Below are 12,884 nucleotides of genomic sequence, written 5' to 3' on the forward strand. Positions count from 1 at the left end.
GCGACGGACGGGAGGCGCGGTGCCAGCTGGCACCGCGCCTCCCGTCCGTCGCACCGGTGCGTCAGCGACGCGTGCCCAGGCCGCGATTGCCGCTGCGCTCGAACAGGTGCCACCGCGGGTCCGTCGACGCGGTGTCGCGGACCACCCCGGCCGTGCCGTCGGGGCTGCCGTCGTCGACCACCAGGACGTGCGCCGTCGGCACCGCCCGGAGCACGGCCGCCGCGGCGGCACGGACGTTCTCGGCCTCGTCGTACGTCGGGACGTCGACGAGGGCCGAGGCCGGTGCCAGTGCCGGTGCCGGCGTCAGCGGTTCGTCAGGCGCCGCTTGATCTTGCCCGCGACGCTGCGCGGACCCTCGGTGCGGAAGTAGTGCACAGCACGGCCGACGTCGTAGCGGACGCCCGACAGCGGCTTGCGCTCGGGCACACGCACGCGCATCTGGTGCGGTTCGACGGCCGAGACGGTGTCGCGCACCGACTTGTCGGCCGCGCGGACGGGGTTCCGGCAGAACTCGACGAGCGGCGCGAGGACGTTCTCCCACGTGAACTGCTCGCGGATGCGGTCGACGTTGCCGATGAACTCGGCGCGGGCCTTCTTGTCGAAGAGCGCGGTCTCCAGCGCGTCGGCGAGGCCGTCGACGTCCTGCTCGTGCACGGCGATCCCGAGCTTCTCGGCAGCGACCAGGTCACCGAAGGAGTCACCGGCGGTCGTCACGATCGGCAGACGGGCCCACAGGTAGTCGAGGATCCGGGTGCGGAACGAGAACGTCGTCTCGAGGTGCTCGTAGTGCGTCGAGACACCGGCGTCGGCCTCGAGCAGGTAGGCACCGCGCTCCTCGTACGGGATCCAGGCGTCGTTGAAGAAGACGTTCGTGCCCGTGAGTCCGAGGGCGTCGGCCTCGGCACGCACCTTGGCGACGATGTCCATCTCGGGGACGTCCGGGTTCGGGTGCTGCACGCCCATGAAGAAGAGCTTGACGTTCGGCTTCCGCTCGGCGAGCCGGCCGATCGAGCGGACGAGCGTGATCGGGTCGAACCAGTCGTAGATCCCGCCACCCCACACGACGAGCTTGTCGGTCTTGCCGATGCCCGGCACCACGCCCTTGACCCGCTGCTGGTCGTGCACCGGCGGCGTCGAGGAGAGGCCGAACGGCACGACGCCGATGAGCGAGCGCAGGTCGGGGTCGCGCGAGTACGTCCGGGCGTTCACCCGCCCGGACCCGGCGAGCTGGCCGAGCCAGAACATCCGCTGCCGTTCCGAGGCGCAGATGAAGTAGTCGCCGAGCTCGAGCTGGTGGTTCAGCGTGTCCGAGGCGTCGAGGATCTGACGGTTCCACTGGTCGACGTCGTCGCTGCGGCCCTGCTCGAGCTGCTCGAGGTGCAACGGGTCGTAGACGTCGACGACGAGGATCTTGCGCGTCGACTCGAGCACCGGGAACAGCCGGAGCGCGTGGCCCTGGACGATGATGACGTCCGCCCACGCCTCGTGCTCGACCATCTGCCGCGGGTGGCGGTGCGGCACGGTGACGACCTCGTACGACGGGTCGATCTGCGACGAGCGCGTGAGGCTGATCACGCGCACGTCGTGCTCGTTCGCGAGCTGCTTCGCCATCTGGGTGGCGCGGATCGCCGGTCCGGCCATCTTCTCGCCGATCGAGTCGCCGGTGATGATGAGGACGCGACGACGGGTCCCGACCTCGAGCACGCCGAGCGAGTGCACGATCTTGTCGTAGCCGGCCAGGTAGTTCTCGATCGGGTACGCGGGCTCGTCGCGGTTGCCGAACAGGCGGAGGAGCTCGCGGTCACTGCGGACACGGCTCGCCTGGATCGCACGGCGCGACTCGGTCATCGAGGGCAGCTGCTCGACGAACTGGTCGACGCCGTAGATGCCCGCCATGCTCGTCTTCGGCACCGGGATGGTCGGGACGCTGTCGTCGCCCGGGTTGCGGAGGTCGAGCTCGGTGGAGTCGAGTTCACCGCGGCCGACGGCCCGGCGGACGGCCAGCGCGAGCGATCCCGGCAGCGCCGCCGCGAGCTGCTCGTCACCGAGGTTCTTGTACAGGGTGAAGAGCGCGTTGCGCTCGAGCAGGTAGGTCTCGCGGAAGTCGCCGAACTTGTTCATCGACGCGTGGTGCTTGTGGAACGCGACCGACTTCGGCTGGTAGCGGAAGCGCCACCCGAGCAGGTTGAGCCGCCATCCCAGGTCGACGTCCTCGTAGAACATGAAGTAGCGGTCGTCGAAGCCGCCGAGCTGCTCGAACAGCTCTGCGCGGATGAACATCGCCGCACCCGTACCGAACAGCACGTCGGTCTCGGATTCCCAGCGGCCGGTGTCCGGCGACCCGGCGAAGGGCTTGTAGCCCATGCCGTACCAGGTCATCGCGGCCTCGGTGAAGTCGACGTTGACGCCTTCCCAGTCGAGGACCTTCGACGCCACGGCACCGATGTCGGCGCCGGCGGCGAAGGTCGCCATCGCCTCGCGCACCCAGCCGGTGTCCGGACGGGCGTCGTTGTTCAGGAACGCCACGATCTCGCCGGAGGAGTGCTCGACGCCGAGGTTGCAGCCGCCCGTGAACCCGAGGTTGGCACCGGAGTCCACGAACGTGAAGTCGAGGTCGGAGGCCTTGAGCCGTCCGACGTGCTCGGGGCCGGAGCCGTTGTCGACGACGATGACCTCGAGCCGGTCCTGCGGCCAGTCCTGCTTCCGGAGCTCGGCGATGCTCGTCAGTGTGTCGTCCGTGCCCTTGTAGTTCACGAGAACGACGGACACGACTCCTGGCTTGCGCTCTGTCACGGCGAGTTCCTCCAGCTGCAGCCGCGGGCGCGGCACGGGTCGGTGATCCGGCCGTCGAGGATGCCCGACGGCCGACAACACCCTACAAGGCGCAGCACGGCGCTCGGCGGAGGTCGCGCCCGGGTCGGGCACAATGGGCACCGTGACGCACCACTCGATCCCCACGGCCCCCGCTCCGTCCCCGCTCGCCGCCGAGTACGACGCGATCGCTCGTGGCGACCACGCGACGGGCAGCAGGGGGACGATCCGCTTCGCGGTGTCGACGGACGACACCACCGAGGGCAAGGGCGACCTGTTCGTCGCGCTCGGGCTCGCCCGGGCGCTGCGTGCGCACGGCTGGGGCGTGGACCTGTGGCCGATGCGCCGCTGGGCGGAGGACGTCCCGGACGACACCACCGTGCTCGTCAGCATGATCGAGTCGTTCGTCCCCGGGCTCGTACCGTCCCGGACCGCCACGGTGGCGTGGGTGCGCAACTGGACGGCGCAGTGGGCATCGTCGCCCTCCCTCGCCGAGTTCGACGCCGTGTGGGCGTCGTCCTCGATCGCCCGCGACGCCCTGTCCGAGGTGGTCGACGTCCCCGTCGAGGTGGTCCCGATCGGCGTCGACCTCGACCTGTTCCGGCCCGACGTGGACGGGACGCCCGGCCCGCGGACCGGACGCGCCGTCACCACCGTCAACTTCTGGGGTGCCAGGCGCGGCGTGCAGGACGTGCTGCAGCAGGTGGCACCGGCCGAGCCCGTCGTCTGGTTCGCCGCCAACGTGGAGCACGTCGACGCCGCCCCGGGCGTGGAGCTCCGTCCGGCGGTGTCGTACTTCGCCCTGCCCGAGGTCTACCGGGCTGCCGCGTTCGTCGTCGACGACGTCATCGCGCCGGCCGCCGAGTTCGGCACCCTCAACTCACGCCTGTACGAGTCGCTCGCGTGCGGCGCGCTGCCGGTGACGAACTGCGCGCTCGGTCTCGACGAGCTCGGCCTGGCCGACGTCCCGGTCTTCACCGACGCCGCCTCGCTCGAGCGCGCGATCGCCATGCCGGCCCACGAGCGCGACGACCGCGCCGAACGGCTCCGGAACGTGGTCGTGGAACGCCATTCGTACGCCCGACGAGCCGAACAGGTCGCTCCGTCGCTCGACGCCGCGCTCGAGCGTGCAGCGACCCGCTCGGGCACGCGGCACCCGCTGCTGCGGTGGGCGACGCTGCAGCGCGAGGTGCTGCGCGCGACCGAGCAGGAGCGCGACGTGCACCGCGCCGGGGTCGACGACATCAACCGCCGGCTCATCGTGTCCGAGGAGGCGGTCGCGGTCCTGGACCGGGCCCGACAGGACGCCGAGGCCGCGCGACGGCGCGCCGAGGCAGAGCGTGACGCGATCGCGACCCGGTACGACGCCCTCACCCACTCCGCCGAGTTCCGTGCCCTCGACCGGCTCGGCGGCGTGGCACGAGCCCTCCGGCGCCGCGGCTGACACCGCTCCCGCGGCTGCGTGCGCCCCGGACGGGACGACGACGGAACGGGAGGCGCGGTGCCAGCTGGCACCGCGCCTCCCGTTCCGTCGTCCCGGACCCGCTACGAGACCGTCACCGTCCTGGTGCCGAAGTCCTTGTAGGCCCCGCCCGGCAGCTCCTGGTACCAGATGCGCACGGTGTGCTTGCCCGGCTTGACGCCGCTGAGCGTCGTCGCCAGACCGACGTCGGAACCCCATCCCGGGTGTGCCCGCTCCACGTCGGTCCGGACCGCGTTCGCACTGCCGGAGGCCGCGCCGACACCGTCGAGGTGGATCTTGTACTTCACCGGGGCGAACGTGTCCGGGTCGATCGCCCAGCCCCTGACGGCGACGGTCCCCCGGCCGCCGGTCGCGGCGTCGTAGGCGCCGTACACGGCTCCGGTCTTGCCGGTGGGTGCGGGGACGGCGTCCTTCACGGTCACCGACTTCGTGCCGAAGCTGACGTAGTTCCCACCGGGCAGGTCCTGGTACCAGACCGTCACCGTGTGAGTGCCCGCCTTGACGCCCGTGAGGGTGACCGCGAGCCCGACGTCGTCACCCCACCCGGGCTTGGCGGCGGCGATGTCCGCGCGGACCGCGTTCGCGCTGCCCGCGGCGGCACCGACGCCGTCGAGGTGGATCTTGTACCTGACCGGGTCGTAGCGGTCCGGGTCGATCGCCCAGCCCTTCAGGGCCACGGTGTTCGGACCGGCGGTGGCCTGCTCGAACGAGCCGGTGACGGCACCGGTCTTGCCGGTGGTGCCGGTCGACGGCGGGGCCGCGACCGTGACGGTCTTCGTCCCGGCGCTGACGTAGGTGCCGCTCGGCAGGTCCTGCCACCAGAGGGTGACCGTGTGCTTGCCGGGCGTGAGGCCGGTGAGCGTGGTCGCCAGGCCGTGCGACGATCCCCACTTGGGGTAGGACTTCGCGACGTCGCTGCGCGCAGCGCTCGCACTGCCGGCCGCCGCTCCGACACCGTCGACGTGGACCTTGTACCGCACCGACGCGTACGTGTCCGGGTCGATCGCCCAGCCCTTCAGCGCGACCGAACCGATGCCGCCGGTGGCCGACTCGAACGAGCCCTTCACGGCGCCGGAGGTCCCGGTCGACGCCGTGACGGTGACGGCCTTCTGCGCCACGCGCACCCAGGTCGCACCCGGCTTGTCCTGTGTCCAGAGCGACACCGTCCGCGATCCCGCCGCGACGTTCTGGATCGTCCTGGAGAAACCGACCGTGCTGCTGGCACCCGGGTACTTCGCGGCGATGTCGGTCCGCTGGACGTCGGCAGTCGCCGAGATCGCGCCGACACCGTCGACCTGCACCTTGTAGGCGGTCGCGGCGGACGAGTCCCGGTCGAGCGCCCACCCGCTCACCGCGATCGTGCCGGTGCCGCCGGTGACGGTCTCGAGGCTGCCCACCGGGGCCGCGGCCGGGACGGTGACGTCACCGCAGTTGAGCAGCGTGTTCGCGCCCGCGCCGACGTTGATGCCGAAGACGCACACGGTGTGCTTGCCCGGCGTGATGCCCGTGAGCGTCGTCTGGAAGCCGTGTGCGGTGTTGCCCGAGCCGAGGCGCGAGGCCAGGTCGGTGCGGTTGGCGTTCGCCATCACCGAGGCCTTGCCGACGCCGTCGACGTAGAACTGCGCCCTGATCGCGGCGGTGGTGTCCGGGTCGGCCGTCCAGCCGCGCACGGTGATCGTGCCGCCCACGCCGCCGGACTGCGAGTCGACGTGCCCGATCGGCGAGGACCCGCCGGTGGGCGATCCGAACCAGTCGGTGTACATCCGCCAGAAGTTGCGGTTGCCGTAGGCCGAGCAGGAGTCGCCGGTGCCGTAGAGGTTCGACATCGCCGCCGTGTTCGGCGTGTACGGGGTGTAGATGTACAGGCCAGCCGTCGCCTGGTTCTTGATGTAGACCGTCTTGCGCCCGCACGCCGCGTTCGGGTTGTAGAGGATCGAGTTGTTCCGGCCCGCCTGGTACGCCCACGACGTCGGCGACGCCTGGTAGCGCTTGAACTGCAGTGCCGCGGCGTAGACCTGCTGGCCGAAGCCGTAGTACGCCGGGTCGCACGGTGCGGTGTCCGGGCAGGCGAAGCCGGTGGCGTGCAGGTACATGTAGCTCGTCGGCGAGTTCGTCGCGACGATGCCCTGCTCCTTCTGGAGCAGGACCAGCAGCACCTTCTGGCTGATCCCGCACGCGGCACCCACCTGGGCGATGACCGTGGCGGCGGACTTGTTGCCGCCGGGGATCGCCGAGCACCGGTTCGGGACGACCCCGATGGCGCTCATGTTCTGCGTGAAGTCCTTCAGGCAGGCCGGGCCGCCGGAGGCGCGCTTGCAGTTCGGGGCGACGCTGTTGAGGAACGACTGGACGGCCGATCCGCTCATCGCGCCGCCGTCGTAGAAGTTGGCGTCGCTGATGATGTTGCCCGGGTCGAAGTTGGCGGGGACCGCGGCCGAGGCCGGTTCGGTCGTCGTCTGCTCGGACACGATCGTGCCGATGGTCAGGCCGCTCACCGCGATCGCCAGGGCAGCGGTCATGCCGAGCACCGCGCGCAGGGGTCGACGGCGACCGCCACGGTCGAGGATGGAACGCATCACGGCACCTCCGCCGTCATCGGCTCGGACGTGGTCGACTTCGACCCGACCGAGTACTGCAGGGTGATGGACCACGTGCCCGTCGACACCTGGCTCGCGGGGAACGACGCCTGCGCGCAGTTCACGGACGAGGCGCTGGCCTGGGCCGTGCTCGTCGCGCTGCGGGTGACGCCGCCCTTCTTCGCCTGGAAGGTGCAGGTCCCCGAGGCGTCGGTCGTGCCGGACACCAGGCCGCCCGCCTGGAGCGTCTTGCTGCCGGCATCCCAACCGGAGAACGTGACGACCGCCGTCGCCGGGAAGTCACCCGGGTCGACGTCGGGCTGCGGGGTCTCGCCGCTGCCGGGGAACGCCGTCGGGACGTCGTCGTCGGACGGCTCCGCGGTCGGCTGGGTCGACACGGGCGTCGAGGGGGTCGCACTCGGCGACGTCGTCGGGGTCGCGCTGGGCGTCCGCGACGCGCTGGGCGTGGGTCGGGGGTCATCGCCGGAGGAACACCCCGCCGCGAAGAGACTGAGAGCACCGACCACCGCGAGCGCAGCGATCGACCGTGGAGCAAGCTGCATGCTGACGGGCCGTCCTGTGGTTGTTGACAAGGGTCCGGGTTGCGTCAACGGTAACCCCAAAGTGAAGGTTGAGAGTTGTTCTCGCGCACTTTGGCCCCCGCACGGGGGCGGAGTCGCGAGGGGTTCCGCGCACGGGACGCGCGGCGTTCCCCCGCTGTGCAATGAGTATGCTGTTCCGGTCCTGCCCCCACGAACGAAGAGACGTATGGTCGACCAAGCCCGCATGACGGCGCTCGCCAAGGAGCCCCTCGTCGTGATCGGCGCTCCGACGAGCGCCTTCAAAGGCACCTGGAGAGAACTGCGCGACGTCTTCCGTCAGCGCGAGATGCTCGGGATGCTCATCCGCCGCGACCTGAAGGCGCGGTACAAGGACTCGGCCCTCGGGTTCGTGTGGACGCTGGTGCGTCCGCTGACCCAGCTGATGATCTACTACTTCGTGATGGGCAAGATCCTCGGCTCGTCACGGGCGATCGACAACTTCGCGATCTACGTGTTCACCGGCCTGACCGCCTACACGCTCTTCAGCGAGATCGTCGCCGGCTCCACCGGGTCGATCGTCGGCAACAGTGGACTGATCAAGAAGGTCTACGTGCCGCGCGAGGTCTTCCCCCTCGCCAGCGTGGGGGCCGCCCTGGTCAACTTCCTGATCCAGTTCGCGATCCTCATCGCCGCGACCGTCGTGCTCGGGGTCTTCCCCTGGCACGAGGGGTTGATCTACCTCATCCCGTCGCTCCTGGTGATCCTGGTCTACGGCGCGGCCATCGGGCTCGTGCTGTCCGCGCTCAACGTGTACCTGCGCGACGTGCAGTTCGTGATCGACGTCGGCCTGATGGTGCTGCTCTGGGCGTCGCCGATCGTCTACTCGTACTCGATGGTCGTCGCCGAGCTGAAGGTGCAGTGGCTGTTGGCGGTCTACACGAACAACCCGCTCACCCTGTCGGTGCTCGGACTCCAGAACGCGATCTGGCTGCACCCGACGCCGGTCGACTACCCCCCGCACCTCATGATGCGCCTCGGCATCGCCCTCGTGATCGGGCTCTTCTGCCTGCTCGGGGCGCAGCGGGTGTTCTCCCGGCTGCAGGGCAACTTCGCGCAGGAGCTCTAGACCATGGCCATCAGCACCCCCGTCGCCCCGGCGACCTCCGGCGCCGACACCGACCGCCCGGACGTCATCGTCATCGACCACGTCCGCAAGCGGTTCGTCGTCCGCAAGGACAACACCATCCGCGAGCGGATCGTCACCCTGGGCCGTGCCGGCCGGAAGCACCGGCAGGACTTCTGGGCGCTCGACGACGTCACCGTCTCGATCCAGGCCGGCACCACCGTCGGGCTCATCGGGCAGAACGGTTCCGGCAAGTCGACCCTGCTGAAGGCCATCGGCGGGATCATCCAGCCGACGTCCGGCACGGTCGCGCGCCGCGGTCGTCTGGCAGCGCTGCTCGAGCTGGGCGCCGGGTTCCACCCGGACCTGTCCGGCCGCGAGAACGTGTTCCTCAACGCGAGCCTGCTCGGCCTGACGCGCAAGGAGACCGAGGAACGCTTCGACGACATCCTCGCGTTCTCCGGGATCGGCGACTTCATCGACACCCAGGTGAAGTTCTACTCATCCGGCATGTACGTGCGGCTCGCCTTCGCGGTCGCCGTGCACACCGACCCCGACGTCCTGCTGGTCGACGAGGTGCTGGCCGTCGGTGACGAGGCGTTCCAGCGCAAGTGCCTCGACCGCATCCGCTCGTTCCAGGAGCAGGGCAAGACGATCATCATCGTCACGCACTCCCTCAGCCAGGTGCAGGAGATGTGCGACCGGGTCGTGCTCCTGAACAAGGGCAAGGTCCTGCACGACGGGGACCCGATCGGTGCGGTCAGCCTGTTCCGCGACGTCCTCGAGGAGCGCCGGGCCGGTGAGCTCAGCGCCGACGTGGCGGTCGGCCGCGGCACGGTCATCGCGGCCTCGGTGCACGCCGACGGCAAGGGCCAGCGCGACGGCGTCACGCCGGGCGACGACCTGCTGGTCGACATGGAGTTCGAGCACCTGGACGGCGTCGAGGACTGGGAGGCCGCAGTCCAGATCAACAACACGGCCGGACAGGTGGTGTACGGCACCACCACCGGCATCATGGGCATCCACCTCGACCCGCTGCACGGCCGCAAGAAGCTCCGCCTCCGGATCGCGGACACGAACTTCGGCACCGGCAAGTACTTCATCAACGTGTCGATGATGGACTCCGCGGGTCGGCACCTGCACGACCTGCCCGAGTGCGACTCGTTCGAGGTGCCGTCGTTCGGCGACGCCGTCGGCAGCGTGTACGCGAAGCCCTCCATCGAGGAGCTGGCCTGACGATCCCCGACGGCGTGACCAGCACCGCGGTCGTCGTCGTCAACTGGAACCGCGCCGACCTGACCACCGCAGCCGTCCGCGCCGTGCTCGCCGAGGGCACCGCCGACGACGTGATCGTCGTCGACAACGGATCATCCGACGACTCCGTCGCCGTGCTCCGCCGCGACCTGCCGGACGCCGTCGTGATCGCGCGGGACGACAACGGCGGTTTCGCCGCCGGCGCGAACACCGGGATCCGGCACACCGACGCCGACGTCGTCGTGCTCCTGAACAACGACGCGGTCCCCGCGCCCGGCTTCGTCGCGGCGCTCCGCGACCACCTGGAGCAAGCGGGGCCGGAGGTCGCGGCGGTGACGGGCCGCATCGTGCTCGCCGGACGCTGGACGGGCCTCCCGGCCGGTGCGGAACCCGCCCCCGACGCGCGCGTGCTGCGCGACCACGACGGCCGTCCCTGGACGCCGTCGGCGGACGGCGAGGTCCGCCTGAACTCCACCGGCGTCCGCGTCGACCGCGACGGCAACGGCATGGACCGGGACTGGTTCGCGCCCGTCGACCGCGTCGCCGACGTCGACGTCTTCGGCTTCTCCGGCGGCGCGTCGGCCCTGCGGCGGAGCGCGCTGGACGACGTCGGCCTGCTCGACGAGTCCCTGTTCATGTACTACGAGGACACCGAGCTCGCCTGGCGGCTCCGCCGACGTGGATGGCGCGTCGAGCACGCCGCCGGCGCGGTCGTGGAACACGACCACTCGGCGTCGTCCGGGGTGCAGAGCGACCTGTTCCTCTTCCGCAACGCCCGGAACCGGATGGTCGTCGCGCTCTGGCACGCACCGTGGCCGACCGTCCTGCGGGCGAGCGCCCGGACCCTCTTCCGCGGTCTGCGCGGACTGCTCACCGCGTCCACCCGCCGGGAGGCCCGGCTCGTCCTGGCAGCGTTCGCGGACGTCGTCGGGGCGCTCCCGTCGCACCTCGCGCGCCGGCTCCGCGAGTCGCGGCGCGCATCCGTCCCTCGTCGCAGCGTGGACCCGGGCGCATGAGCGCGGAGGGATATCCTGGTCACTCCCCCGCCGACGGACCCGACCGTGGCGCCCCCGTTCGGAAGGACCCACGCGTGCCGCAGCTCACCGTCCTCGTCGACGGGACCGCGGTACCGCGCGAACTCGGCGGTGTGGGCCGGTACGTCGACGGCGTCGTGTCACACCTGACCGACCCGGCGCTCGACGTCCACCTGGTCGTCCGACCCGTGCACGCCGAGCACTTCCGCGCCGTGGCGCCGCACGCCACCGTGCACACCGCGCCGGCGTGGACCGACTCCGTGCCGCTGCGGTTCCTCTGGGAGCAGACCGGCCTGCCGGCACTCGGCCGCAGGGTCGGCGCGCGGGTGCTGCACTCCCCGCACTACACGTTCCCGTTCGGGTGGCGCGGCGGATCCGTCGTCACCCTGCACGACGCCACGTTCTTCTCGAACCCGGAGTGGCACTCCCGGCTGAAGCGCACGTTCTTCACCTGGTGGAGCCGTCGCTCGCTGCGCACCCGCCCGGTCGTCATCGTGCCGAGTGCGGCCACCGCGACCGAGGCCGCGCGGGTCGTCCGCGGGATCCGCGCGGACGTCCGGGTCGCACCGCTCGGCGTCGACCGTGCCGTGTTCCACGAGCCGTCGATCGCCGAGGTCGAGGACGCGCGGATCGCGGCGACGCTGCCCGAGGGTGCACCCTGGATCGCGTTCCTCGGCACCATCGAGCCCCGCAAGAACGTCACGGCGTTGTTGGACGCCTACGCCACCGTGCGGGCGTCGCGAGCGGCCGCCGGTTCGGACACCCCTTGGCTCGTGCTCTCCGGGGCACGCGGGTGGGACGAGTCCGCGATCGCACGGCTCGACGCCCTGCAGCCGGACGACCGCGTCATCGAGGCCGGCTACCTGCCCCTCGAGGACCTGTCCGGCTACCTCGGCGGCGCGGAGTTCGTCGTCTACCCGTCGCTCGGCGAGGGCTTCGGCCTGCCGGTCGTCGAGGCGATGGCCTCAGGCGCCTGCGTCCTGACCACCCGGCGGTTGTCGCTGCCCGAGGTCGGCGGGGACGCAGCCGTGTACACCGAGCCGTCCGCTCCCGCACTGGCCGAGGCGATGGCCGCGCTGCTCGACGATCCCGCGCTCGTGGCGTCGCACCGGGCGGCGGCGCTGGCGCGTGCCGACGTGTTCACCTGGCAGGCCACCGCGGCCGTGCACGTCGACGCGTACTCCGCCGTCGCCGGGGGTGCACGGTGATCCGGGTCGCGGTGCTGACGGTCACCTACAACACCGGTGAGACCATCCGGCCGTTCCTGGCGAGCGTCGCCGCTGCGTCGTCCGAGCCGGTCGCCGTCGTGATCGCGGACAACGGGTCGGCCGACCTCGACGCACTGCGGGCGATCGGCGAGTCCTACGGTGCCGTCGTGGTGTCCTCCGGGGGCAACCGCGGCTACGGCGGGGGCATCGACGCCGCGCTGAGCGCCCTCGACGACGTCCTGCCCGACGTCCGCCCCGAGTTCCTGCTCGTCACGAACCCCGACGTCGTCCTCGCACCGGGATCGATCGACGAACTCGTGCGCGCCGCCGACCGGCTGCCGACGGGCGGGTCGTTCGGGCCACGGATCCTCGACGAGCAGGGCGAGACGTACCCGTCCGCGCGCCAACTGCCGTCGCTCCGGACCGGACTCGGCCACGCGGCGTTCTCGCGGTTCTGGCCCGCCAACCCCTGGAGCCAGCGGTACTGGTCCACGACGCAGGTCGTCGAGCGTGAGGCCGGGTGGCTCTCCGGCGCGTGCTTCCTCATCCGCACCGACCTGTTCCGGCAGCTCGACGGGTTCGACGAGTCGTACTTCATGTACTTCGAGGACGTCGATCTGGGCCAGCGCGTGGGTCGCTCCGGTCGCGCGAACGTGTACGTGCCGACCGCCGTGGTCACCCACACCGGGGCGCACTCGACGTCGTCGAACCGTCGCCGGATGGAGATCGAGCACCACCGCAGCGCGTACCGGTTCCTGTCACGGAAGTACCGGGCGTGGTGGCTGTTGCCCCTCCGTGTGGTGCTGCACGCCGGTCTGTCGCTCCGAGCCCGCTGGGTCACGCGCAAGTAGCG

10 protein-coding genes are annotated in these 12,884 nt (G+C 71.0%); 6 read left to right on the forward strand and 4 right to left on the reverse strand.

Annotated elements, in window-relative coordinates; translation table 11 throughout:
* Positions 1-61: 61 nt before the first annotated feature.
* Together DEJ30_RS10610 and DEJ30_RS10615 are read right to left on the reverse strand one after the other, a co-directional pair.
* The gene (locus tag DEJ30_RS10610; RefSeq protein ID WP_110861388.1) at positions 62-307 is read right to left on the reverse strand and encodes a glycosyltransferase; all 246 of its coding nucleotides are present in this window, start codon (positions 305-307) and stop codon (positions 62-64) included.
* On the reverse strand, positions 304-2,958 hold the full coding sequence (locus DEJ30_RS10615) for a glycosyltransferase (protein ID WP_375231877.1): 2,655 nt from the start codon (positions 2,956-2,958) through the stop codon (positions 304-306). The genes DEJ30_RS10610 and DEJ30_RS10615 overlap by 4 nt, the downstream gene beginning before the upstream one ends.
* On the opposite strand from DEJ30_RS10615, the gene DEJ30_RS10620 reads away from it, so the two are divergent.
* On the forward strand, positions 2,936-4,255 hold the full coding sequence (locus DEJ30_RS10620) for a glycosyltransferase (protein ID WP_146238562.1): 1,320 nt from the start codon (positions 2,936-2,938) through the stop codon (positions 4,253-4,255). The genes DEJ30_RS10615 and DEJ30_RS10620 overlap by 23 nt on opposite strands.
* A 101-nt stretch (positions 4,256-4,356) precedes the next feature.
* Here the strand turns inward: DEJ30_RS10620 and DEJ30_RS10625 are convergent, their stop codons facing one another.
* Entirely contained in the window at positions 4,357-6,870 is a 2,514-nt protein-coding gene (locus DEJ30_RS10625) for a hypothetical protein (protein WP_110861211.1), read from the reverse strand.
* Entirely contained in the window at positions 6,870-7,268 is a 399-nt protein-coding gene (locus DEJ30_RS10630; protein WP_110861213.1) for a hypothetical protein, read from the reverse strand. The genes DEJ30_RS10625 and DEJ30_RS10630 overlap by 1 nt, the downstream gene beginning before the upstream one ends.
* 370 nt (positions 7,269-7,638) lie before the next feature.
* Here DEJ30_RS10630 and DEJ30_RS10635 point away from each other — a divergent pair, with 370 nt between their 5' ends.
* The 5 genes from DEJ30_RS10635 (at position 7,639) to DEJ30_RS10655 (ending at position 12,882) form a co-directional block, all read left to right on the forward strand.
* Positions 7,639-8,538 carry an ABC transporter permease gene (locus DEJ30_RS10635; RefSeq protein ID WP_110861215.1) on the forward strand — a complete coding sequence of 300 codons (900 nt, stop codon included), beginning with the start codon at positions 7,639-7,641 and terminating at the stop codon, positions 8,536-8,538.
* 3 nt (positions 8,539-8,541) lie between these two features.
* Positions 8,542-9,771 carry an ABC transporter ATP-binding protein gene (locus DEJ30_RS10640; protein ID WP_110861217.1) on the forward strand — a complete coding sequence of 410 codons (1,230 nt, stop codon included), beginning with the start codon at positions 8,542-8,544 and terminating at the stop codon, positions 9,769-9,771.
* Between the two features lie 14 nt (positions 9,772-9,785).
* On the forward strand, positions 9,786-10,805 hold the full coding sequence (locus DEJ30_RS10645; RefSeq protein ID WP_181420096.1) for a glycosyltransferase family 2 protein: 1,020 nt from the start codon (positions 9,786-9,788) through the stop codon (positions 10,803-10,805).
* A 74-nt stretch (positions 10,806-10,879) separates the two neighbouring features.
* Positions 10,880-12,031, forward strand: a complete 1,152-nt coding sequence (locus DEJ30_RS10650) for a glycosyltransferase family 1 protein (RefSeq protein ID WP_220032951.1) — start codon at positions 10,880-10,882, stop codon at positions 12,029-12,031.
* Positions 12,028-12,882 (forward strand): glycosyltransferase family 2 protein, encoded by an 855-nt coding sequence (locus DEJ30_RS10655; protein WP_110861223.1) that lies wholly within the window; start codon positions 12,028-12,030, stop codon positions 12,880-12,882. Before DEJ30_RS10650 ends, DEJ30_RS10655 begins: the two co-directional genes overlap by 4 nt.
* Positions 12,883-12,884 lie beyond the last annotated feature (2 nt).

The organism is Curtobacterium sp. MCPF17_003 (assembly GCF_003224385.1).
Classification (GTDB): domain Bacteria; phylum Actinomycetota; class Actinomycetes; order Actinomycetales; family Microbacteriaceae; genus Curtobacterium; species Curtobacterium flaccumfaciens.

Excerpts from the sequence above, each read along its gene's own strand:
- DEJ30_RS10625 (WP_110861211.1), bottom strand. The coding sequence starts at position 6,870 with ATGCGTTCCATCCTCGACCGTGGCGGTCGCCGTCGACCCCTGCGCGCG.
- DEJ30_RS10635 (WP_110861215.1), top strand. The coding sequence starts at position 7,639 with ATGGTCGACCAAGCCCGCATGACGGCGCTCGCCAAGGAGCCCCTCGTC.
- DEJ30_RS10640 (WP_110861217.1), top strand. The coding sequence starts at position 8,542 with ATGGCCATCAGCACCCCCGTCGCCCCGGCGACCTCCGGCGCCGACACC.